Genomic DNA, 21283 nt, shown 5'->3' with positions numbered 1-21283 from the left:
TCGTGCGTCAGTGGCCGGCGCCGTGCGAGGCCGAGGGGGAGCCCGAGGGGCTGCCCGAGGCGGAACCCGACGGGGTGGCGGCCGGGGAGCCCGACGGGCCGGCGGACGGGGAGGCGGAGGCCGAGCCCGAGGGGGCCGGCGTCGCACCGGCGGCCGGGGCCTCGGTGGGGCCGTAGCCGGCGTACATGCCGGTGGCCGGGACGACGTAGGCCTCCAGCTTCACGTCACCGGCGGTGCTGAGCTGGAAGGTCATCTCCTGCACGTTGCCGTTCTGGACGGCCTCGCGGCCACCCTCGACGACGGCGGAGGCGTTGCCCTTGCCGCCGAGGACCACGGAGCCGCCGGCGGGCACGGTGACCTTGCCGGAGCCCTCGGCGCCCTTGAGGGTCACCTTGGACTTGCCACCCGCCAGGGTGATCGCGTCCAGGGTCTGGTCCTTGGTGCCGGAGTTGAAGAGGGTCGCCGAGACGGAGGCCGGGCCCTTCTTCTCCTTGTCGCCCTTGGTGATCACCAAGGCGTTCTGGACCTTGATGTCGCCCTTGGTGACGGCGGCGTTGTCCGGCTTGATCTGGAGAGTCTGCGCGTCGTTGCCCGCGCCGCACGCGGCAAGCGAGGCGAGCGAGAACACTACGGCGGAAGCGGCGAGGGCGCCGCGTCGAAGGCTGCGGCTCACGGCGGCGGCAACTCCTTGGACGTACGGACGGGACGGTGGGCTCTCGGAGCGGCCGAGGTAAAGCCGCCCTAAGGGTGTGTCAGCGGGCTTAGGTTACCGAGCCGCCACCCCGCCCCCGCACCCGACCCTCCGCAGTGCGCGCACGGCGCCGCACGGGTGCGCGATCTTGCATTCCGCTATCCCCCGGGAGGGTCCTTCGATGATCGAATTCAGGCATTCCCTCGAACGCCGGTCCGTGATCAATTCCCGATTGGGCCGGATCCCGCTCCGTACGGGTGGCCGCCAGTCGAACGGAGTACGTCGGTTTCCTGTCCTGGAACCCGGCAAAACGGGACGTACGTCACACTGGTGGGTGCACCCGCCAGGTGTAACGTGGTCGTTTCGCCCGGTCCGCACAGCGCCTCCGACCTGCGAATACCCCCCTCCGGAAGCCTTTCGCAGCACGTTCGTGTCGCTGTTGTCAAGCCCCGAGATGTGCCCTGACCTGCGAAAACGCCATTCATAACAGTCAGTTCTCGTGTTACCCTGGATAGCCACGGAAGGGGTACCTGTCACATGACGTTCAAGGTTGGCGACACCGTGGTCTATCCCCATCACGGGGCCGCGCTGATCGAGGCCATCGAAACTCGCCAGATCAAAGGCGTGGACAAGACCTACTTGGTGCTCAAGGTCGCCCAGGGCGACCTGACGGTTCGTGTGCCTGCGGACAATGCGGAGTTCGTCGGTGTTCGCGACGTAGTCGGCCAGGACGGGCTGGACCGGGTCTTCGAGGTGCTCCGCGCACCGTACGCAGAAGAGCCCACGAACTGGTCCCGTCGCTACAAGGCAAATCTGGAGAAGCTCGCTTCGGGCGATGTCATCAAGGTCGCCGAAGTGGTGCGCGACCTGTGGCGTCGTGAGCGTGAGCGCGGGCTTTCCGCCGGTGAGAAGCGGATGCTCGCGAAGGCGCGTCAGATTCTGGTGAGCGAGCTCGCGCTCGCCGAGAACACGAACGAGGACAAGGCCGAGGCCCTCCTCGACGAGGTGCTCGCGTCCTGACGCTCACGCATCTCGATCAAGCACTGTGATCATCAAGCACGGGGATCACTGTGTGCCGCGGTGCCCGATGACTGGCCCTCTCCTCCGCGAGAGGGCTGTTGCCGGGCGCTGCGGCATGTCTGCGTCCGCTTCCGCTTCCGCTTCCGCCTCTGCTGCGTCCACGTACGCAGCCACGTACCCCACCTGGCGTGCCGGGTCCGGGCAGCCGGCTCGACCGGTCGTCACGGAAGGGGCGAGGGCGTCGCACCCGGCACCCTTCAGGCCATACCCATGTCGGCCGAAGTCACAAACCTGGCTCGGAGCTACTGATGTCTGACGAATCGCGCCCCCACCGCACCGCCGCGGTGATCCCGGCCGCCGGCCGCGGGGTACGCCTGGGCCCCGGCGCCCCCAAGGCCCTGCGGGCCCTCGGCGGGACCCCGATGCTGGTCCACGCCGTCCGCGCCATGGCCCGCTCCCGAGCGGTCTCCCTCGTCGTGGTCGTCGCCCCGCCCGACGGGGCCACCGAGGTGCGCCACCTCCTCGACGAGCACCCGCTCCCTGGGGGCACCCCCGGCGGTAGCTGGGGGAGGACCGACGTCCTCGTCGTCCCCGGCGGCGAAACCCGCCAGGAGTCCGTGCGCGCCGGCCTGGACGCCCTCCCCGCCGACGTCACCTCCGTCCTCATCCATGACGCGGCCCGCCCCCTGGTCCCCGTCGAGACCGTGGACTCCGTCGTGGAGGCCGTCCGCGACGGCGCCCCCGCCGTCGTCCCCGCCCTGCCGCTCGCCGACACCGTCAAGGAGGTCGAGCCCGGCCGCCCCGGCGAGCCCGAGCCCGTCCTCGGCACCCCCGAGCGCGCCCGGCTGCGCGCCGTGCAGACCCCGCAGGGCTTCGACCTCAAGACCCTCCTGCACGCGCACGAGACCATCGCCGTGAGCGGCGAGGGCGCCACCGACGACGCCGGAATGGTGGAACGCACCGGGGTCACCGTCGTGGTCGTCCCCGGCCACGAGGAGGCCTTCAAGGTCACCCGCCCCCTCGACCTGGTCCTCGCCGAGGCCGTACTCGCCCGCAGGAGGGCCACCGATGCCTACTAGTCCCGCAGGTTCCGGGGAGTCCGCCGCGACGCCCGCCGCCCCCCTGATCCCGCTCGTCGGGATCGGCACCGACGTGCACGCCTTCGAGACCGGGCGCGAGCTGTGGTGCGCCGGCCTGCTGTGGGAGGGCGAGGACGGCCTCGCCGGGCACTCCGACGGCGACGTCGCCGCCCACGCCGCCTGCGACGCCCTCTTCTCCGCCGCCGGCGTCGGCGACCTCGGCGCCCACTTCGGCACCTCCCGCCCCGAGTGGTCCGGCGCCGCCGGCGTCACCCTGCTGGCGGAGGCCGCCCGGATCGTCCGCGCCGAGGGCTTCGAGATCGGCAACATCGCGATCCAGGTGATCGGCGTACGCCCGAAGATCGGCAAGCGGCGCGAAGAAGCGCAGAAGGCGCTCGCGGAGGCGGCGGGCGCCCCCGTCTCCGTCTCCGGCACCACCACCGACGGACTCGGCCTCACCGGCCGCGCCGAAGGCCTCGCCGCCATCGCCACCGCCCTCGTCTACCGGGCGAACCGGGACTGAGTACGGGATACCTCCCGGAAGGCGGCCGTTACGGATGTCAGGCCGCCGACGGCGGATGTCACCTCTTCGGCAACAAAGCGTCCCCGCGACCTCAAACGGTCGCGGGGCACTGCCACAGGCGCACTACCCTGGATGCCGTGACTATTCGCCTGTACGACACCAGCGCCCGGCAGATCCGCGACTTCACCCCGCTCACGCCGGGCTGCGTCTCGATCTACCTCTGTGGTGCCACCGTGCAGGCGGCGCCGCACATCGGGCACATCCGCTCCGGCCTCAACTTCGACATGATGCGCCGCTGGTTCACCTACCGCGGCTACGACGTGACCTTCATCCGCAACGTCACGGACATCGACGACAAGATCATCACCAAGTCGGCCGAGCAGGGCCGCCCCTGGTGGTCCATCGGCTACGAGAACGAGCGCGCCTTCAACGACGGCTACGCCGCCCTCGGCTGCCTGCCGCCCACCTACGAGCCCCGCGCCACCGGCCACGTCACCGAGATGGTCGAGATGATGCGCGGCCTCATCGAGCGCGGCCACGCCTACGAGGCCGACGGCAACGTCTACTTCGACGTGCGCTCCTTCCCCGGCTACCTGGAGCTCTCGAACCAGGAGCTCGACAACCTCCTCCAGCCCTCCGCCGAGGGCGAGACCGGCAAGCGCGACCCCCGCGACTTCGCCATGTGGAAGGCCGCCAAGCCCGGCGAGCCCTCCTGGGAGACCCCCTGGGGCCGCGGCCGCCCCGGCTGGCACCTCGAGTGCTCCGCCATGGCGCACAAGTACCTCGGCTCCGCCTTCGACATCCACGGCGGCGGCCTGGACCTGATCTTCCCGCACCACGAGAACGAGATCGCCCAGGCCAAGGCCTTCGGCGACGAGTTCGCCAACTTCTGGGTGCACAACGCCTGGGTCACCATGTCCGGCGAGAAGATGTCCAAGTCGCTCGGCAACTCGGTGCTCGTCTCCGAGATGGTCAAGCAGTGGCGCCCGATCGTCCTGCGCTACTACCTCGGCACCCCGCACTACCGCTCGATGATCGAGTACAGCGAGGAGGCGCTGCGCGAGGCCGAGTCCGCGTTCGCGCGCATCGAGGGCTTCTGCCAGCGCGTCATCGAGAAGGCGGGCGGGCCCGTCGAGGCCGCCGCCGAGGTGCCGCCGGCCTTCGCCGAGGCGATGGACGACGACCTGGGCGTGCCCGGGGCCCTCGCGATCGTCCACACCACCGTCCGCCAGGGCAACAGCGCGCTCGCCGCGGACGACAAGGACGCGGCCATCGCCCGCCTGGCCGAGGTGCGGGCCATGCTCGGCGTCCTCGGCCTGGACCCGCTCGACCCCCAGTGGGCCGGCGAGTCCGACCGCGGCGAGGAACTGCACGGCGCCGTGGACACCCTCGTACGCCTCGTCCTGGACCAGCGCGAGTCCGCCCGGGCCCGCAAGGACTGGGCGACCGCCGACGCCATCCGCGACCAGCTCCAGCAGTCCGGCCTGGTCATCGAGGACAGCCCCACCGGCCCGCGCTGGACGCTCGGCCCGCGCTGACCCGGACCTGATCCGGACCCGTCCGGGCCCGGTCCACAGCCGGACCGGACCCGCTCGGACCAGCGCCGTTGTGCCGCCCGGCCCTCCGGACGGCACACTCTTCATACGTACATATCGCAGCACGAACGAAAACAGGTAGAGGTCATGGCCGGGAACAGCCAGCGCAGGAACCGCCGCACGTCCAACAAGAAGGGCGCCACGGTCGGCAGCGGTGGCCAGCGGCGCAAGGGCCTGGAAGGCAAGGGCCCCACGCCCAAGGCGGAGGACCGCAAGAAGCACAAGGCGAACCGCATCGCCAACGCCATGGCCCGCCAGGCCGCCAAGCGCCGCCCCGCCCCCCGCCGCGGCGGCCCCAAGGGCAGCAGCGAGATGGTCGTCGGCCGCAACCCCGTCTTCGAGGCCCTGCGCGACGGCGTCCCCGCCACCACCCTCTACGTGCAGCAGTTCATCGACAACGACGAGCGCGTCCGCGACGCCCTCAAGCTCGCCGGCGAACGCGGCAACATCAACCTGATGGAAGCCCCGCGCCCCGAGCTCGACCGCATGACCAACGGGCTCAACCACCAGGGCCTCGTCCTCCAGGTCCCGCCGTACGAGTACGCGCACCCCGAGGACCTCACCGACGCCGCCTACGACAACGGCGAGGAACCCCTCATCGTCGCCCTCGACGGCGTCACCGACCCGCGCAACCTCGGCGCCATCGTCCGCTCCGTCTCCGCCTTCGGCGGCCACGGCGTGGTCATCCCCGAGCGCCGCGCCGCCGGCATGACCGCCGGCGCCTGGAAGACCTCCGCCGGCACCGCCGCCCGCACCCCGGTCTCCCGCGTCACCAACCTCACCCGCGCCCTCCAGGAGTACAAGAAGGCCGGCATCACCGTCGTCGGCCTCGCCGCGGAAGGCACCCACGAGGTCCAGGACCTGGAGGCCCTCGGCGGCCCCGTCGTCATCGTCGTCGGCTCCGAGGGCAAGGGCCTCGGCCGCCTCGTCGGCGAGAACTGCGACTACCTCGTCCGCATCCCCATGCCGGGCGGCGCCGAGTCCCTCAACGCGGGCGTCGCCGCCGGCGTCGTCCTCTACGAGGCCGCCCGCCGCCGCGCCACCCGCGGCCGCGTCTGACCTCGTCAGCCGTACGGGCCACCCCCGGGCCGCCACCTTGATCCACTCGGCCCACCGGACATGACCCGTGAGCGTGTCGCCCCGCCCCTTCCGGGCGGGGCGACTTGATCTTGACGGGTCTCGGACAGATCCCTGCTGTCAAGGCAGTGTCCTAAACACTGATCACTCGGTTAGATGAGTGTGGACACCAGAACGTCAGGGTTCGACGACCAGCCCGCGCTGAGCATGGTCAAGGTGCCGTGCGACCCCGCACAGGTCATCGTCAACCACGCCAGCTTCCGCGTGCGGCTCGCACCGAGCCCGAGCGCGCGTTCCAAGCCCGCGAACGCCCCCGGCCCCGGCCGCGCACCGGTCCTGGCCGCCGGAGCCGTCGCGGCCGCCGGAGCCACCCGCCGCCGCGCCCCCGTCGTCTGGAGCGGCAAGACCGCCCCCGGCGACGACGCCGCGGCCACGGGCGGACTCCTCCAGGCCGTCCGCGAAGCCGGACGCGGCCACGACGACTACGACGGCGGCGCCACCCAGACCATCCCCCGGGTGGACCTCGCGCGCGACCTCACCGAGGACACCCTCGCCACCCCCACCGTCATCGGCCAGCGCACCTACGCCGACCCCGACGAGACGCGCCCCCTGGCCGCCGTACCCGACCAGCCGCGCCAGCCCCACGACCACCCCTACGGCCACCCCCACGAGGACCAGCCCCCCTACGGCGGCCCCGGCACCGAAACCCGGCGCCCCGCCGACAACCGCGCCCAGGCCTCCTACTACCCCGGCCGCCGCATGAACCTCGGCGTCGTGCTGCTCCCGCTGCGCGTCTTCCTCGGCTTCATCTCCATCTACGCCGGCATGGGCAAACTCTGCGACCCCGTCTACTTCGACGGCGGCGAACGCGGCTCCATGGTCACCTGGCTGCGCACCCTCCACCCCTGGGCCCTCGCCGAACCCCTGCGCGACTTCGCCCTCGCCCACCCCGTCGGCGCCGGACTCACCGTCGCCTTCCTCCAGGTGATCGTCGGCGTCCTCACCGTCTTCGGCCTCTGGCAGCGCTTCGCCGCCTCCATCGGCGCCCTGCTCTCCGCCGCCCTGCTGATGACCGTCAGCTGGAAGACCGTCCCCGCCTACGACGCCCCCGACATCATCTACCTCGCCGCCTGGAGCCCGCTGATCATCGCCGGCGCCCCCGTCTACTCCCTCGACGGACGCCTCGCCGGCGAAGCCTGGCGCACCCTCGGCCCCCGCTCCGAGATGTGGCAGCTGCGCCGCCGCGTCCTGCGCCGCGGCACCGTCATGGCCACCGTCGTCTGCGGACTCACCCTCCTCATCGGCTCCCTCCTCGGCGGAGCAGTCCGCTCCAGCACCGTCGTCACCGTCCCCGGCCCCGGCCAGGCCCCCAGCAACTACCTCCCCGGCAGCCCCCTGCCCCAGCCCCCCGCCCAGCAGCAGACCGGACCGGCCAAGCAGCAGCCCTCCAAGCAGGCCTCCCCCTCCGCCTCGGCCTCCCCCTCCACCCCCGCCGCCAAGTCCGGCCGCACCGGCAGCGGAGCCCCCAGCCAGAGCACCGGCTCCGGCGCCCCCACCGCCACCAAGGGCAGCGGCAGCGGCCAGACCCCCCGCAGCACCACCTCCAAGCAGTCCAGCCCCCAGCAGCCGCCCGCCACCTCCTCCGGCAGCCGCACCGGCGGCGACACCACCACCGCCAAGAAGCCCGGACTCGTCGGCGGCCTCCTCGGCTGACCCCCCCGACACGACGAAGGGCCCGGCGCGCCGACGGCGCACCGGGCCCTCCGCCGTCCCGGCCCCCCGCCCCGGCCCCCGTCCAGGCACACTCAACGGCAACGGCACAACAGGCCTACGAAAAGCCTCAGACGGCGCTGTGAGCCGCCAACTCCCGCGCCGCCTCAGCCAAGTCCTTCGCCGTGTCGATCGCCCGCCAGTAAGCCCCCTGCGGCAGCGGAAACCCCGCCAGCCGCCGCTCCCGCGCCAACCGCGGAAACGTCGTCCGCTCGTGATCCCCCACATCCGGCAGCAACGCCGCGAACCCGGGCGCGAACACATACACCCCGGCGTTGATCAGATAAGGCGACGGCGGCGCCTCGACGAAATCCAGCACCTGCCCCAGCTCGTTCGTCTCCACCGCCCCCCACGGGATCCGCGGCCGCGCCAGCGCCAGCGTCGCCGTCGCCCCCCGCTCCGCATGGAACGCCGCCATCTCCCGCAACGGGAACCGCGTCCACACGTCCCCGTTCGTCGCGTACCAGGCCCCCTCCGGATCCGGCAGACGCCGCGCCGCGAACTTCAGCCCGCCCCCGCGCCCGAGCGGCTCCTCCTCCACCACCGTCGTCACCCGCAACGGCAACTCCGCCCCCGCCAGCCACTCCTGCAACACCTCCGCGAGATGCCCGCAGGACACGACCACGTCCGTGACCCCCTCCACCGCCAGCCACGCCAACTGGTGCCCGATGATCGGCAGTCCGGTCCCCGGGATCTCCACCATCGGCTTCGGCCGGTCGTCCGTATACGGCCGCAGCCGCGAACCCTGGCCCCCCGCCAGGACGACGGCCTGGACGGGCGGAGCCGGGAACGCGGCCGCGCGGTCGGTGGATGATGCGGACGGGGAAGGGGAGTCGGTCATGGCCGCCAGGGTAGGGACGGCCACCGCCCCGGCAGGGGCGGCACGTCGGGCGGGTCAGCCCATCGAGGCAACCCCGGACGCGTACGAGGTGTCGCACACCGGCCGGGAGTAGGACTGCGCCTTCGTGGGCCCGTACGCCTCGACGGCGGCCCGGCCGAGCGCACGGGCGATGCCCATGCAGTGCTCGGCGAGCGACGGCCGCCCGTTCACCTGCTCCTGCAGGTGCCCGAGGACCACACCCGGGTTCTCACCCTGCTGCAGCTCGCTCAGCAGCTTGTCGCGCAGCACGTCCTGCGCGGCGCGCGGCTTCGCGGGGACGGAGACGTCCTCGGCGGAGGCGGTAAGGATCTGGGAGGGCGAATTGTCCGCCCAGGGGACCATGGTGACCGCGAGGGTCCCGGACAGGACCAGGACGACGGGCAGGACCAGGGCGAGGGAACGGCCGATTCGGCGGGCAGTGTGGGTCACGAGGGCGAGAGTAGCGCTCGGTGAGGATTTGGCGACATTTAGTCACCCGGTCGGGGGATGGTTCGACGTGGCTTTTCGATTTACGGGTTGACGCGTGCGGCCGAATGGCCCGGTCTGCCGGGGTTCGTGGGACACGCCACCCACAACTGCCGCGGGAGGGGCGCCCCTTGACGGAACACCCCTCCCACGGCCCAGCCGTCCCGGTCAGTCGGAGAGCCGTGCCCCCGTCGACGTCGAGAACACGTGCATCTCACCCGCACGCGGCACCACGTGCAGCGAGGAACCCTTTTCGGGCACCTGGCGGCCACCCACGCGCACCACGATGTCCTGGCCGTCCTTGCTGCCGTAGACGTAACCGTCGGCGCCCAGCTCCTCGACCACGTTCACGGTGATCGTCAGACCGCCGGTCTCACCGACGTCGAAGTGCTCGGGGCGCACGCCCACGGTGACGGTCTTGTCGCCCGCGTCGGCGGCAGCCGACAGCGCCTCGCGCGACACCGGCACCACGCTGTCCCCGAACTTCACGCCGCCGTCGGTGATCGGCACCTCGACCAGGTTCATGGCGGGCGAACCGATGAACCCGGCGACGAAGAGGTTCGCCGGCCGGTCGTACATGTTGCGCGGGGTGTCCACCTGCTGGAGCAGCCCGTCCTTGAGCACCGCCACGCGGTCGCCCATGGTCATGGCCTCGACCTGGTCGTGGGTGACGTACACGGTGGTGATGCCGAGGTCGCGCTGGAGCGCGGCGATCTGCGTACGGGTGGACACGCGGAGCTTGGCGTCGAGGTTCGACAGCGGCTCGTCCATGAGGAACACCTGCGGCTTGCGCACGATGGCCCGGCCCATGGCGACGCGCTGGCGCTGGCCGCCGGAGAGCGCCTTGGGCTTGCGGTCGAGGTACTGGGTGAGGTCCAGCATCTTCGCCGCCTCCTCCACCTTGCGGCGGATGGTGGCCTTGTCCTCGCCGGCGATCTTGAGCGCGAAGCCCATGTTGTCGGCGACGGTCATGTGCGGGTACAGCGCGTAGTTCTGGAACACCATCGCGATGTCCCGGTCCTTGGGCGGCAGGTGCGTGACGTCGCGGTCCCCGATGCGGATGGCACCGCCGTTGACGTCCTCCAGGCCGGCGAGCATGCGCAGCGAGGTGGACTTGCCGCAGCCGGAGGGCCCGACGAGGACGAGGAACTCGCCGTCCTCGATCTCCAGCTCCAGCTGGTCGACGGCGGGCTTGTCGCCGCCGGGGTAGAGGCGGGTCGCCTTGTCGAAGGTGACAGAAGCCATGGTGATGCATCCCTTCTACCGGCAGGAACGTGCCGGACGATCCGAGTGGAAGGTCTAGTCCAATATTCAGGACTCGGCCCGACGCTACCGGGTGGGAGGGCTTCTGTCAGCAATCTGACGGGGCGGATTGCGGTGGGGGCGGGGGCAGAGCAACGGATTTTTGACCATGGTTCCTGCTTCGACGCCCGCTGCCGCCCTGGCGAGACTCTGGGGTCGCGCCAGGCCGGTCTTACGCAGGCTCCACGGGCATTGCGGCCGACGGCCCGTCGGTCCGTACTGCGCTTGACTCTGCTATGCGGCTGGCACGAGGTTCACCAGCTCCGAAGCCCTGATCACACTCGGCGGCACGCGCCCGGGCGGCAGCGCCATGGCCACGGCCCAGTACAGCCGCATCCCCTCGTCCCGGAGGTTCACCGCCGCGTTCTCGTCCCGGTCGTGAAAGGTCCCGCACTCCGCGCAGGTCCACTCGCGGATGGACACGTCGAGCTTCGGCCCCTTCGTGTGGCACGCGGAGCAGCGCCGGGTGGACGGGAAGAACCGGTCCACGACCACCAGGGTCCGTCCGTACCACGCGCACTTGTAGCGCAGCTGGCGCAGCAGCTCACCCCAGGCGGCATCGGTGATCGAACGGTTCAGAGCCGCCTTGCGGCGCCTGTTCTTGCCCGTGCCCGCACGCATGAGGCTGGCGATCGACAGGTCTTCCACCACGAGCACTTGGTTCTCGCGCACGAGGCGGGTCGTGAACTGGTCCAGCTGATCACGGCGGGCGTCACCGATCGAGGCGTACAGGCGGGCGATCCGCTCCCGCACCTTCCCCCGGTTTTTCGACCCCTTCGTCTTTCGGTGCAGGTCGCGCTGAAGGGACGCGAGCCGCTTCTCGTACTTCGCCAGGAGGCGGGGATGCGGGAGCTTCTCCCCGTCGTCCATGGTCACCAGCGTCGCGAGCCCGAGGTCGAGGCCCACGGCCTTGGGCTCCCGGCCGCCCGGCAGGAACACCTCGGGAAGCGGGGCTATCACCTCCTCCACCAGGACGGAGAGGAAGAAGCGGCCGGCCCGGTCGCGGGTGACGTTGAGCTTCACCGGCAACTGTCCTGCGGGGAGCGGGCGCGACCAGCGGATGTCGAGTGGCTTCGTCTGCTTGGCGAGGGTGACCGAGGCCGTACCCGGGCGCTCCGGGTCCTCGACCCACCGGAAGCCGGTGCGGACGTAGGTGGCCGAGTCCTTCGACTTGTGTCTGGACTTCCTCTTCGGATACTTCGCCGAACCTTTGAAGAACCGGGAGAAGGCCGCGTCCAGGTGCCGCAGCGACTGCTGGAGGACCGTGGACGAGGTCTCCTTGAGCCACGCCGTCTTCCGTACGCGCTTCCACCCGGTCAGGGCTCGGCAGGTCTCCGCGAAGCCCAGCGAGACCCGGTACTCCTCCCATGCCTTCACGCGGAGGGCCAGGCCCTCGTTGTAGACCCAGCGGCAGGCGCCGAAGGTCTGGGTGAGCTGGGCCGCCTGGTCGGCGGTCGGGTAGAAGCGGAAGCGGTAGACGCGCTGTTGCGTGCCCGGCTCTCTGACCAGCCCTTTCAGGGGGGCGATCGCTCGCCCCCGGTGTTTGGTCCGGTCGGCCACCCCGAGGAGTTCGCGCTTGATGCGCTGGGCTTCCTCTCCCGTTATTCGATCCGCCATCGCCTCTCCCGTGCTCTGATCTTCAGAACGGCACGCCAGTACGTTCAACGAACACTTGCGTGATGGGTTACGGGGTGGGGCTCAATGTGATGGCTTGGGGAATCGGGCGCTGTGTAGAGTAAGGGCGGCTTCGCGCGTAGAGGGTTCGTGTGTGAGGTTGTGCCGCCTTAGCTCAGTTGGCTAGAGCGCTTGACTTGTAATCTTGAGGTCGTCGGTTCGATTCCGACAGGCGGCTCCGTCCCAGGTCAGAGGGCGTCTGATCGAGGGAATTCGTACACAAGCGGAAGGCCCCGGATGATCATCCGGGGCCTTTTCGCGTGCCTCAGGAGCGGCCCGAGATGTGGTTCGCCAGGTGGGCCAGGGGGGTTGTCTTCGGGGTGTGGGTTCTCGTTTCGCGGCGGTCCGCTTCGCGGTAGGCCGCGTAGAGGGCGTGGACGCCCAGCCAGCGGAAGGGTTCCGGTTCCCAGCGGCGGACGCGGTGGTGGACCCAGGGGAGGGTGGTCAGGGCGGTGGATTCGCCCAGGACCAGGTCGCGGAGGGTGCGGGCGGCGAGGTTGGCGGTGGCCACGCCCGAGCCGACGTAGCCGCCGGCCCAGCCGAGGCCCGTGGTGGCGTCCAGGGTGACCGTGGCGCACCAGTCGCGGGGGACGCCGAGTACGCCCGACCAGGCGTGGGTGATCTCCGTGCCGGTGAGGACCGGGAAGAAGGTGGTCAGGAGGGTGGTCAGCGCGGTGATGGTGGCGGGCTGGGTGCGGCCGTCGTTGTCCGTGCGGGAGCCGAAGCGGTACGGGATGCCGCGGCCGCCGATCGCGATGCGGTCGTCGGCGGTGCGCTGGGCGTACATGTAGGCGTGGGCCATGTCGCCGAGGAGCGGGGCGTCGCTCCAGTTGAGCTGTGACCAGACGGACGGGGGGAGGGGGGCCGTGACGATCATCGAGGAGTTCATCGGGAGCCAGGTGCGCTTCTGGCCCTTGAGGGAGGCGGTGAAGCCTTCGGTGCAGCGCAGGACGTACGGGGCGCGGACGGTGCCGTAGGGGGTGACGGCTCGGCGGGGGGCGATTTCCGTGACGGGGGTGGATTCGTGGATGACGACGCCGAGGCGTTCGCAGGCGTCGGCGAGGCCGTGGAGGAGTTTGAGGGGGTGGATGCGGGCGCCGTGGGGGGTCCAGCTGGAGCCGAGGGCGTCGGCGACGTCGATGCGGTTGCGGGTGCCGGTGGCGTCGTAGAGCTCGCGGTCGGTTTCGCCGAAGGAGAGTTCGGCGGTGTGGAAGGCCTTGAGGCGGGTGAGCTGGGCGGGGGTGCGGGCGATTTCGAGGACGCCGCCGCGGTGGATGTCGGCGTCGATGGATTCGGCGGTGGCGACGTCGATGACTTCGGTGACGGTGTCGTTCATGGCGTGCTGGAGGCGTTGGGCGGCTTCGTGGCCGTGGAGGGCGGCGTAGCGGTCGCGGCCGGCGATGCCGTTGTAGAGCCAGCCGCCGTTGCGGCCGGAGGCGCCGTAGCCGCAGAACTTCTGTTCCAGGACGGTGACGCGCAGGTCGGGGGCGGTGCGCTTGAGGTAGTAGGCGGTCCACAGGCCGGTGTAGCCGCCTCCGACGATGGCGACGTCGGCGGTGGCGTCGGTGGTGAGGGGGGTGCGGGGTGGCCGGGGTCGGGTGGTGTCGGGGTGGGGGCCGGTGGTCGCGTACCAGAAGGAGATACCGCCGTTGATCGTCATGGGGGTGTTGGTACAGGGGGTGTGGGAGGGGAGTCCAGGTACGGGGTGTCGGGTGTGGGGGGCGGGTTGGGTGCGGGGTGTCTGATGCGTGGGGGTGGGGTGGTCAGGGTTCGAGGACGACCTTGCCGGTGGTGGCGCGGGTTTCGAGGTCGTGGTGGGCGCGGGCGGCTTGGGAGAGGGGGTAGCGCTGTACGGCGGGGCGGAGGTGGCCGGTGGCGGCTTCGGTGAGGGCGCGGGTTTCGAGGGTGCGGAGGGGGTCGGGGGTGCCGACGGCTTGGAGCATGGCGGGGCCGAGGACGTGGTGGGTGGTGATCCGGCGGGCGTCGAGGTCGGCCTGTTCGGTGTCGGTGAGGGTGAGGGGGGTGCCGCTGGACCAGCCGAAGACGAGGTGGAGGGCGCCGGGGGCGAGGAGGGTGAGGGCGGTGCGGGCGGTGGTGCCGCCGACGGAGTCGAAGAGGACGGTGGCGCCGGCGGGGTGGTGGGCGCGGAGGGTGTCGGCCCAGTCGGGGGTGGTGTAGTCGAGGGCGAGGTCGGCGCCGTTGGCGGTGGCGAGGGCGGTTTTGGCGGGGCCTCCGGCGAGGGCGATGACGGTGGCGCCGGTGTTCTTGGCGTGCTGGACGAGGAGGGTGCCGATGCCTCCGGCGGCGGCGGGGATGAGGGCGGTGGTGCCGGGGCCGAGGTCGGCGAACTGGAGGATGCCGAGGGCGGTGCGGCCGGTGCCGATCATGGCGACGGCTTCGGCGGGGTCGAGGCCGTCGGGTACGGGGTGGAGGCGGGTGGCGTCGGCGACGGCGTGTTCGGCGTAGCCGCCGGGGGCGAAGCCGAGGTGGGTGACGACGGTGCGGCCGAGCCAGGCGGGGTCGGTGCCGGGGCCGAGGGCGTCGATGGTGCCGGCGACTTCGCGGCCGGGGATGGTGGGGAGCTGGGGGAGGGGTGTGGGCGGGCCCTGGACGCCTCGGCGGAGGAAGGTGTCGAGGAGGTGGACGCCGGCGGCGGCGACTTTGATGCGGACCTGGCCGGGGGCGGGGGTGGGGAGGGGTGCCGTTTCGTAGGTGAGGTTCTCGGCGGGGCCGAAGGCGTGGAGGCGGACGGCGTTCATGGTGGGGGCGGGTGAGGTGGTCATGGGGAGAGGTTGGGGCCTCAAGCGTGGTTGAGGTCAAGGGTGGGGCGGGTTGTCAGTGCGGGGGGTCACGATGGGGGGATGGTGCGCAGTGGTGGAAGTGGTGGGCGGCAGTCGGTGAAGGCGGCGCGGCGGGCGGAGGTGGCCCTGCCGGAGTTGGTGGCGTGGGAGGGGGGTGGGCTGGAGCCGGACGGGGATTACGACGGGCTGGAGTTCGCGGACGTGGACCTGTCGGGGCAGGAGGGGGTGGGGGCGCGGTTCATGGACTGTGCGCTGCGCCGGTGCGGCCTTGACGAGGTGGGGCTGGCGAAGGCGCGGGTCCTGGATTCGGTGCTGGAGGGGGTCCGGGGGGTGGGGGTGGACCTGTCGGGTGCGTCGCTCAGGGATGTGGAGCTGGTGGAGGCGCGCCTGGGCGGGGTGCAGTTGCACGGGGCGGTGCTGGAGCGGGTGCTGGTGCGCGGGGGGAAGATCGACTATTTGAACCTGCGGCAGGCGCGGTTGCGGGATGTGGTCTTCGAGGGGTGTGTGCTGGTGGAGCCGGACTTCGGGGGTGCGGTGCTGGAGCGGGTGGAGTTCCGGGACTGTGTGCTGCGGGGTGTGGATGTGACGGGGGCGCGGTTGTCGGATGTGGATCTGCGGGGGGCGGTGGAGCTGGGGGTGGCGCGGGGGCTGGAGTCGCTGGCGGGGGCGGTGATCAGTCCGTCGCAGCTGTTCGACCTGGCGCCGGCGCTGGCGGCGCAGCTGGGGGTGCGGGTGGTGGGGTAGGGGGGTGTGGCTGGTCGCCGGGGGGGGGCGACGTCGCGCGGCCGCGTGGGTTCTGCGGTGTGGTGGCCGGTGCGCCGGGGCGGGGGGTGCGTCGGGGCGGCCGGGGGCAGGCCGGGCTGGCCGGGGGCAGGCCCCGGGCGGCCGGGTGGCCCCGGGCGGCCGGGTGGCCCCGGGCGGTGGGGCGGCCCCGGGGGGGGCCGGGGGGCCGGGTGGCCCCGGGTGGCCGGGGGGTCGGGGTCAGGCCGGGACGCGGGGGAAGCGGGACTGGAGGGTCCAGATGACCGGGTTGTCGCCGAGGCCCTCGTGCATGTCGACGAGGTCCGCGATCAGGTCGTGGAGGAAGTCGCGGGCCTCGCGGCGCAGGAGGCGGTGGCTGAAGGTGAGCGGGTCCTCCTCCGGCGGCATCCAGTCGGCTTCGATGTCGACCCAGCCGAAGCGGCGTTCGAAGAGCATGCGGTCGCTGGATTCGGTGAAGTCGAGTTCGGCGTACCGGCTCTGGGAGGAGCGGCTGCCTCGGGGGTCCTGGTCGAGTTGTTCGACGATGTCGCACAGGGCCCAGGCGAAGTCGAGTACGGGCACCCATCCCCAGGCTGTGGACACCTCGGTGTCCTTTTCGGTGTCCGCGAGGTAGACGTCGCCGCAGAAGAGGTCGTGGCGCAGGGCGTGGACGTCTGCCGAGCGGTAGTCGGTCTGCGGGGGGTCGGGGAAGCGGCGGGAGAGGGAGTAGCCGATGTCGAGCACGTAGCCGATGGTGTCACGGGTCGGGGCGTGGTGGGGGGTCGGGTGGGGAGGGGGCGGGTCAGGAGGGGGCCGGGTCAGGTGGGGAGGAGGCGTTGTTCCTTGGCGACCGCTACGGCGCCGGCGCGGGTGTCGACGCCGAGCTTGTCGTAGATGCGGCCGAGGTGGGTTTTGACGGTGGCCTCGCTGATGAACAGGGCGCGGGCGATGTCGCGGTTGCCGAGGCCGCGGGCGAGCTGGCCGAGGATGTCGAGTTCGCGGTCGGTGAGGGTGGGGCGGGTTCCGCGCATGTGGGCCATGACGCGGCTGGCGACGGGGGCGGAGAGGGTGGTGCGGCCGGCGGCGGCGGAGTGGATGGCGGCGAAGAGTTCTTCGGGGCGTTCGGCTTTGAGGAGGTAGCCGGTGGCGCCGGCGCCGATGGCGCGGGTGATGTCCGCGTCCGTGTCGTACGTGGTCAGGACGAGGACGTGCGGGGGCCGGGGGAGGGCGGTGATGCGGCGGGTGGCTTCGACGCCGTCGATGCCGTCGCCGAGCTGGAGGTCCATGAGGACGACGTCGGGGTGGAGCTTGGCGGCGAGTGCGACGGCTTCCTCGCCGCTGCCGGCTTCGCCGAGGACCTCGATGTCGGGTTCGCTGCCGAGCAGGGCCAGGAGGCCGGCGCGGACGACGACGTGGTCGTCGCAGAGGAGGATCGTCGTCATCCTGTGGGCTCCAGGGGGATCGAGGCCGAGAGGACGGTGCCTTCGCCCGGGGTGGATTCGATGGTGAGGGTTCCGCCGAGCTGGCGCACGCGGGCGCGCATCGCGGGGAGGCCGTGGCCGCGGTCGGCGGGGGCGGGGCCGGTGGGGGTGGTGGCGGTGAAGCCCGTGCCGTCGTCGGCGATGTCCAGGACGACCTGGTCGCCGAGGAAGCTGAGGGTGAGGGCGGCGGTGCGGGCGCCCGAGTGTTCGCGGATGTTGGCGAGGGCTCCTTGGGCGATGCGGAGCAGGGCGGATTCGGCGCGGTCCGGGAGGGGGGCGGGGGCGCCTTCGAGGTGGAAGCGGACCTCGATGTCGGGGCCGGCGTCGAGGGCGCGCAGGGCGTCGGCGAGGCCGGCGCCGTTCTCCAGTTCGGGTGGGGCCAGGTCGTGGACGAGGCGGCGGGCCTCGGCGAGGCCGCGGGCGGCGATGCCGTTGGCGGTGCGGACGTGGGCGCGGGCGGTGGCGGGGTCGGTGTCCCAGGTGCGGTCGGCGGCCTGGAGCAGCATCTGCTGGCTGGAGAGGTGCTGGGCGAGGGTGTCGTGGATCTCCATGGACAGGCGCTGGCGTTCGGCGAGGGTGCCTTCGCGTCGTTCGGTGGCGGCGAGCTCGCGGCGGGTGCGGATGAGGTCGTCGATCAGTGCGCGCTGGGCTTGGGCCTGGCGTTCCATGTGGATGAAGACGGCCGTGGCGAGGGCGGCGATGGCGGGTGGGGCGAGGAGGAGGTTGGGGTCGAAGGCGGTGGAGAGTTTGAGCTGGGCGGCGACGACGAAGACGGTGAGGACGGCGACGAGGGCGACGGCGGCGCGTGGGGGGAGGGTGCGCAGGGCGGTGAAGAACAGGGGGACGGCGCACCAGGCGAAGCTGGGGGCGAGGACGACGAGGACGACCCAGGTGGCGACGACGAGTCCGAGCCAGAGCCTGCGGCGGTGGGTGGGGGCCGGGGTGGGGGTGGGGTCGCTGCCGGTGGCGCCTACGGCGGGGCCGAGGACGTAGAGCAGGGCCAGGGTGATGCTGAGGGCGATGACCCAGGGGGTGCGGGGTTCGCCGGGGTGGCGCAGGAGGAAGCGGGCCACGGAGGCGCCGAGCAGGAGGAAGAACGCCGTGTGCATGACCGTGGCCAGGGCGCGGGTGTCGGGTTTCCGCGGGGGGTGGCTCACGGCGGGGCTCCTGGGGGTGGGGACGGTTCCATTGTGACGCCCTTCCCCTGGCCGGGCCCTTGCCCTGGCCGGGCGGTGTCCGGTGTTGGGGGGCGGGTCGGGGGTGGCCGGGTGCAGCCCCAGGAAACCGGGCGGCCGGCCCTGCCGCATCGGCCGATCGGTTGACCCCCGGGTCAACCGGTGTGGTCGTCGGGGCGAGCCGGTACGGGGACGGGGCGGGGTGGGGGTGGCGGGGATGGTTGGAGGGAGCCAGTCGAGACCACCAGGAGCAGAGATGAACACCCGTACCCGCGTCCTCACCGGTACCGCCCTCGCCGTCGTTCTCGGTGCCGGGACCTTCGGGGCCGTCAGCGCGAGCGCCACCCCTGCGAAGAAGGACGAGGTCAAGAGCGCCAACTTCACCACCTCGACCCACCTGACCGTCGACGCCGCCAGCCGTGCCGCCCAGGCGGCGCTGGAGGCGGCCGAGAAGGAGAACCAGAAGGTCACGGTCGCGGTGGTGGACCGCAACGGCAACACCATCGTCACCCTGCGCGGTGACGGCGCCGGCCCGCAGTCCTACGAGTCCGCGCAGCGCAAGGCCTTCACCGCCGTGTCCTGGAACGCCCCGACCTCGGTGCTGGCCGGCCGGCTCGCTCAGACCCCGAACCTGAAGGACATCCCCGGCACCCTCTTCCTCGCCGGTGCCGCGCCCGTCCAGGCCGACGGCGCGCCCGTCGCCGGTATCGGTGTGGCCGGTGCGCCGAGCGGTGACCTGGACGAGAAGTTCGCCAAGGCCGGTGTCGAGGCCCTGGGCAAGTAACCCCACTTAGGATCGGGCGTGTGGAACACCGCACGCTCGCCCGTCTCGCCGCCCCCGCCCTCGCCCTCCTGATCGCCCTCACCGCGGGGTGTACGGGGGCGACGGTGCAGGGGCGGCCGGGTGCGTCGGGGGTGCGGGATCCGTATTTCCCCCGGGCGGGCAACGGCGGGTACGAGGTCGAGCACTATGCGCTGGACCTGGCGTACGACCCGGCGGACGGGGAGTTGCACGGGACGGCGGTGATCACCGCGCGGGCCGGGCAGGGTCTGAGTTCGTTCAACCTCGATTTCAGCGGGCTGAAGGTCGAGGGCGTGGAAGTGCAGGGCGTGGGTGCGCGGTTCAACCGGACCGGCAACGAGCTGACCGTGCGTCCGGCCGGGGACCTGCGCAAGGGTGAGGTCTTCCGTACGCGGGTGGATTACAGCGGGCGGCCGAAGGCCGTGGTCGATCCGGACGGGTCCAAGGAGGGCTGGATCACCGCCGAGGGCGGTGATTACGCGGTCGGTGTGGGCGAACCGGTGGGGTCGATGGGCTGGTTCCCCGGCAACCACCATCCCGGTGACAAGGCGACGTACGACATCACGGTGACCGTTCCCCGTGGCTACGAGGCCGTGTCCAACGGGGAGTTGCGGTCGCGGCGGGACGTGGGGGAGGGGCGGACCGAGTTCGCGTGGCGCAGCGTGGAGCCGATGGCGAGCTATCTGGCGACCGTGGCCGTGGGGAAGTTCAAGGTGACGACGGGGAAGACCTCTTCGGGGGTGTCGGTGTACCAGGCGGTGGCGCCCGGGGAGGAAGAGGCGAGCCGCGGGGTGCTGGCGCGGGTGCCGGAGATGGTGGAGTGGGGGAGCGCGACGTTCGGGCCGTATCCGTTCGGGACGGTGGGTTCGATCGTGCTGCCGCCGCGGAGCCTCGGGTATGCGCTGGAGACGCAGACCAAGCCGGTGTACCCGGGTGCGCCGGACGAGGACCTGGTGCTGCACGAGCTGGCGCACCAGTGGTTCGGGGATTCGGTGTCGCCGAAGACCTGGAAGGACATGTGGCTGAACGAGGGGTTCGCCACGTATGCGGAGTGGCTGTGGGCGGAGTCCCACGGGGGTGTGTCCGCGCAGCGGCGGTTCGAGGCGTTCCTGGCCGGTGACACGTCGGTGGACGGCCATGCCGATGCCGACTGGGCGGCGTTCCCGCCGGCTTCGCCGCCGGATGCGGCGCACATCTCCGATGATCCGGTCTACTACCGGGGTGCGATGGTGTTGCACCGGATCCGGCAGGAGGTGGGGGACGCGAAGTTCTTCGACCTGCTGCGGGGCTGGGCGGCCGACCACCGGTACGGGAACGCGAGCACGGCCGACTTCACGGCGTACGCGGAGCGGCGGACCGGCGTGGGTCTGAAGAAGGTCTGGGACGTGTGGCTCTACGGCGAGGGCAGGCCGAAGGCGTAGGGGGATTGCGGGATTGGGCCGGGGGGCGCCGTCCACGGGTGAGGGGCTGGAGGGTCCCCCGTCGAGCGGTGGTGGGGCCGGGCGGGGGCCCTTCCCGGGGACGGTCGGGAAGGGGCCCTGCCGGGGGCGGTCTCAGACGTTGACGCCGAAGTCCTGGGCGATGCCGGTGAGGCCGGAGGCGTAGCCCTGGCCGACCGCGCGGAACTTCCACTCGGCGCCGTTGCGGTAGAGCTCGCCGAAGACCATGGCGGTCTCGGTGGCGGCGTCCTCGGAGAGGTCGTAGCGGGCGATCTCGGCGCCGCCGGCCTGGTTGACGACGCGGATGTACGCGTTGCGGACCTGGCCGAAGTTCTGGCCGCGGGAGTCGGCGTCGTAGATCGAGACCGGGAAGACGATCTTGTCGACGCTGGCGGGCAGGCCGGCCAGGTTGACCTTGATGGACTCGTCGTCGCCGGAGCCCTCGCCGGTGCGGTTGTCGCCGGTGTGGACGATGGTCTGGTCCGGGGTGGACTTGTTGTTGAAGAAGACGAAGTGGCCGTCGGAGACGACCTTGCCCGTCGCGTCGACCGCGATGGCCGAGGCGTCGAGGTCGAAGTCGACACCGGTCGTCGTGCGGACGTCCCAGCCGAGGCCGACCGTGACGGCGCTGAGGCCGGGGGCCTCCTTCGAGAGCGAGATGTTGCCGCCCTTGGACAGGCTTACTGCCATGTGACTGGTGTCCTTCCTCGTCATTCCGGGTGCGTGAGCCCGATGTGGGGCCAAGCTACCGCTGCCCTTCATAACGCG

At 71.7% G+C, this 21283-nt stretch carries 20 protein-coding genes and 1 tRNA gene; 10 read left to right on the top strand and 11 right to left on the bottom strand.

Annotation, left to right across the window (positions count from 1 at the left end; all coding sequences use genetic code 11):
• Positions 1 to 7: 7 nt before the first annotated feature.
• Positions 8 to 673 carry a copper chaperone PCu(A)C domain-containing protein gene (locus ABT403_RS22355; RefSeq protein WP_344162639.1) on the bottom strand — a complete coding sequence of 222 codons (666 nt, stop codon included), beginning with the start codon at positions 671 to 673 and terminating at the stop codon, positions 8 to 10.
• Positions 674 to 1228: 555 nt separating this feature from the next.
• Between ABT403_RS22355 and ABT403_RS22350 the strand changes: the two genes are divergently transcribed.
• The 6 genes from ABT403_RS22350 to ABT403_RS22325 all read left to right on the top strand — a co-directional run bounded on the left by ABT403_RS22350 (position 1229) and on the right by ABT403_RS22325 (position 7698).
• Positions 1229 to 1711 (top strand): CarD family transcriptional regulator, encoded by a 483-nt coding sequence (locus ABT403_RS22350; RefSeq protein WP_003953493.1) that lies wholly within the window; start codon positions 1229 to 1231, stop codon positions 1709 to 1711.
• Positions 1712 to 2019: 308 nt separating this feature from the next.
• The gene (ispD, locus tag ABT403_RS22345; protein ID WP_344162642.1) at positions 2020 to 2790 is read left to right on the top strand and encodes a 2-C-methyl-D-erythritol 4-phosphate cytidylyltransferase; all 771 of its coding nucleotides are present in this window, start codon (positions 2020 to 2022) and stop codon (positions 2788 to 2790) included.
• The gene (ispF, locus tag ABT403_RS22340) at positions 2780 to 3313 is read left to right on the top strand and encodes a 2-C-methyl-D-erythritol 2,4-cyclodiphosphate synthase (RefSeq protein ID WP_344162645.1); all 534 of its coding nucleotides are present in this window, start codon (positions 2780 to 2782) and stop codon (positions 3311 to 3313) included. Before ispD ends, ispF begins: the two co-directional genes overlap by 11 nt.
• A 137-nt stretch (positions 3314 to 3450) precedes the next feature.
• Positions 3451 to 4851, top strand: a complete 1401-nt coding sequence (cysS, locus tag ABT403_RS22335; protein WP_344162648.1) for a cysteine--tRNA ligase — start codon at positions 3451 to 3453, stop codon at positions 4849 to 4851.
• A gap of 144 nt (positions 4852 to 4995) precedes the next feature.
• On the top strand, positions 4996 to 5967 hold the full coding sequence (rlmB, locus tag ABT403_RS22330) for a 23S rRNA (guanosine(2251)-2'-O)-methyltransferase RlmB (RefSeq protein ID WP_344162651.1): 972 nt from the start codon (positions 4996 to 4998) through the stop codon (positions 5965 to 5967).
• 174 nt (positions 5968 to 6141) lie between these two features.
• A complete protein-coding gene (locus ABT403_RS22325; protein WP_344162654.1) occupies positions 6142 to 7698 on the top strand; it encodes a DoxX family protein in 1557 nt (518 codons plus the stop codon).
• 127 nt (positions 7699 to 7825) lie between these two features.
• Here the strand turns inward: ABT403_RS22325 and ABT403_RS22320 are convergent, their stop codons facing one another.
• From ABT403_RS22320 to ABT403_RS22305, 4 genes are all read right to left on the bottom strand, one after another.
• Positions 7826 to 8596 (bottom strand): nucleotidyltransferase family protein, encoded by a 771-nt coding sequence (locus tag ABT403_RS22320; protein WP_344162656.1) that lies wholly within the window; start codon positions 8594 to 8596, stop codon positions 7826 to 7828.
• Positions 8597 to 8650: 54 nt separating this feature from the next.
• Entirely contained in the window at positions 8651 to 9064 is a 414-nt protein-coding gene (locus ABT403_RS22315; RefSeq protein ID WP_042816721.1) for a hypothetical protein, read from the bottom strand.
• A gap of 204 nt (positions 9065 to 9268) precedes the next feature.
• Positions 9269 to 10345: an ABC transporter ATP-binding protein gene (locus tag ABT403_RS22310; RefSeq protein ID WP_344162660.1), complete on the bottom strand. Its 1077-nt coding sequence runs from the start codon at positions 10343 to 10345 to the stop codon at positions 9269 to 9271.
• Between the two features lie 291 nt (positions 10346 to 10636).
• A complete protein-coding gene (locus tag ABT403_RS22305) occupies positions 10637 to 12019 on the bottom strand; it encodes an RNA-guided endonuclease InsQ/TnpB family protein (protein ID WP_344162663.1) in 1383 nt (460 codons plus the stop codon).
• 161 nt (positions 12020 to 12180) lie between these two features.
• On the opposite strand from ABT403_RS22305, the gene ABT403_RS22300 reads away from it, so the two are divergent.
• A tRNA-Thr gene (locus tag ABT403_RS22300) sits at positions 12181 to 12254 on the top strand.
• A gap of 87 nt (positions 12255 to 12341) precedes the next feature.
• On the opposite strand, the gene ABT403_RS22295 is transcribed toward ABT403_RS22300, so the two are convergent.
• Both ABT403_RS22295 and ABT403_RS22290 read right to left on the bottom strand, forming a co-directional pair.
• Positions 12342 to 13736 carry an NAD(P)/FAD-dependent oxidoreductase gene (locus tag ABT403_RS22295; protein ID WP_344162665.1) on the bottom strand — a complete coding sequence of 465 codons (1395 nt, stop codon included), beginning with the start codon at positions 13734 to 13736 and terminating at the stop codon, positions 12342 to 12344.
• A 103-nt stretch (positions 13737 to 13839) separates the two neighbouring features.
• Positions 13840 to 14835, bottom strand: a complete 996-nt coding sequence (locus tag ABT403_RS22290) for a zinc-binding dehydrogenase (protein ID WP_344165726.1) — start codon at positions 14833 to 14835, stop codon at positions 13840 to 13842.
• A 102-nt stretch (positions 14836 to 14937) separates the two neighbouring features.
• On the opposite strand from ABT403_RS22290, the gene ABT403_RS22285 reads away from it, so the two are divergent.
• A complete protein-coding gene (locus ABT403_RS22285; RefSeq protein WP_351649629.1) occupies positions 14938 to 15621 on the top strand; it encodes a pentapeptide repeat-containing protein in 684 nt (227 codons plus the stop codon).
• 237 nt (positions 15622 to 15858) lie between these two features.
• Here the strand turns inward: ABT403_RS22285 and ABT403_RS22280 are convergent, their stop codons facing one another.
• The 3 genes from ABT403_RS22280 to ABT403_RS22270 all read right to left on the bottom strand — a co-directional run bounded on the left by ABT403_RS22280 (position 15859) and on the right by ABT403_RS22270 (position 18208).
• The gene (locus tag ABT403_RS22280; RefSeq protein ID WP_344162671.1) at positions 15859 to 16362 is read right to left on the bottom strand and encodes a hypothetical protein; all 504 of its coding nucleotides are present in this window, start codon (positions 16360 to 16362) and stop codon (positions 15859 to 15861) included.
• 74 nt (positions 16363 to 16436) lie between these two features.
• Entirely contained in the window at positions 16437 to 17060 is a 624-nt protein-coding gene (locus ABT403_RS22275) for a response regulator (RefSeq protein WP_344162674.1), read from the bottom strand.
• The gene (locus ABT403_RS22270) at positions 17057 to 18208 is read right to left on the bottom strand and encodes a sensor histidine kinase (protein ID WP_344165729.1); all 1152 of its coding nucleotides are present in this window, start codon (positions 18206 to 18208) and stop codon (positions 17057 to 17059) included. Before ABT403_RS22270 ends, ABT403_RS22275 begins: the two co-directional genes overlap by 4 nt.
• Before the next feature lie 322 nt (positions 18209 to 18530).
• On the opposite strand from ABT403_RS22270, the gene ABT403_RS22265 reads away from it, so the two are divergent.
• The gene (locus ABT403_RS22265) at positions 18531 to 19058 is read left to right on the top strand and encodes a GlcG/HbpS family heme-binding protein (RefSeq protein ID WP_344162677.1); all 528 of its coding nucleotides are present in this window, start codon (positions 18531 to 18533) and stop codon (positions 19056 to 19058) included.
• 20 nt (positions 19059 to 19078) lie between these two features.
• A complete protein-coding gene (locus tag ABT403_RS22260) occupies positions 19079 to 20497 on the top strand; it encodes a M1 family metallopeptidase (RefSeq protein ID WP_344162680.1) in 1419 nt (472 codons plus the stop codon).
• A gap of 132 nt (positions 20498 to 20629) precedes the next feature.
• Here the strand turns inward: ABT403_RS22260 and ABT403_RS22255 are convergent, their stop codons facing one another.
• A complete protein-coding gene (locus tag ABT403_RS22255; protein WP_344162683.1) occupies positions 20630 to 21205 on the bottom strand; it encodes a TerD family protein in 576 nt (191 codons plus the stop codon).
• Between the last annotated feature and the right edge of the window lie 78 nt (positions 21206 to 21283).

It is taken from the genome of Streptomyces sp. NPDC000075 (assembly GCF_040301925.1).
GTDB classification, from domain to species: Bacteria; Actinomycetota; Actinomycetes; order Streptomycetales; family Streptomycetaceae; genus Streptomyces; species Streptomyces polychromogenes.
This window is presented reverse-complemented; position numbering and strand designations above follow the sequence as displayed.

Excerpts from the sequence above, each read along its gene's own strand:
- ispF (WP_344162645.1), top strand. The coding sequence starts at position 2,780 with ATGCCTACTAGTCCCGCAGGTTCCGGGGAGTCCGCCGCGACGCCCGCC.
- ABT403_RS22325 (WP_344162654.1), top strand. The coding sequence starts at position 6,142 with ATGAGTGTGGACACCAGAACGTCAGGGTTCGACGACCAGCCCGCGCTG.
- ABT403_RS22295 (WP_344162665.1), bottom strand. The coding sequence starts at position 13,736 with ATGACGATCAACGGCGGTATCTCCTTCTGGTACGCGACCACCGGCCCC.
- ABT403_RS22305 (WP_344162663.1), bottom strand. The coding sequence starts at position 12,019 with ATGGCGGATCGAATAACGGGAGAGGAAGCCCAGCGCATCAAGCGCGAA.
- ABT403_RS22320 (WP_344162656.1), bottom strand. The coding sequence starts at position 8,596 with ATGACCGACTCCCCTTCCCCGTCCGCATCATCCACCGACCGCGCGGCC.
- ABT403_RS22290 (WP_344165726.1), bottom strand. The coding sequence starts at position 14,835 with ATGAACGCCGTCCGCCTCCACGCCTTCGGCCCCGCCGAGAACCTCACC.
- ABT403_RS22275 (WP_344162674.1), bottom strand. The coding sequence starts at position 17,060 with ATGACGACGATCCTCCTCTGCGACGACCACGTCGTCGTCCGCGCCGGC.
- ABT403_RS22265 (WP_344162677.1), top strand. The coding sequence starts at position 18,531 with ATGAACACCCGTACCCGCGTCCTCACCGGTACCGCCCTCGCCGTCGTT.
- rlmB (WP_344162651.1), top strand. The coding sequence starts at position 4,996 with ATGGCCGGGAACAGCCAGCGCAGGAACCGCCGCACGTCCAACAAGAAG.
- ABT403_RS22255 (WP_344162683.1), bottom strand. The coding sequence starts at position 21,205 with ATGGCAGTAAGCCTGTCCAAGGGCGGCAACATCTCGCTCTCGAAGGAG.
- ABT403_RS22270 (WP_344165729.1), bottom strand. The coding sequence starts at position 18,208 with ATGCACACGGCGTTCTTCCTCCTGCTCGGCGCCTCCGTGGCCCGCTTC.
- ispD (WP_344162642.1), top strand. The coding sequence starts at position 2,020 with ATGTCTGACGAATCGCGCCCCCACCGCACCGCCGCGGTGATCCCGGCC.
- ABT403_RS22310 (WP_344162660.1), bottom strand. The coding sequence starts at position 10,345 with ATGGCTTCTGTCACCTTCGACAAGGCGACCCGCCTCTACCCCGGCGGC.
- ABT403_RS22350 (WP_003953493.1), top strand. The coding sequence starts at position 1,229 with ATGACGTTCAAGGTTGGCGACACCGTGGTCTATCCCCATCACGGGGCC.
- ABT403_RS22285 (WP_351649629.1), top strand. The coding sequence starts at position 14,938 with ATGGTGCGCAGTGGTGGAAGTGGTGGGCGGCAGTCGGTGAAGGCGGCG.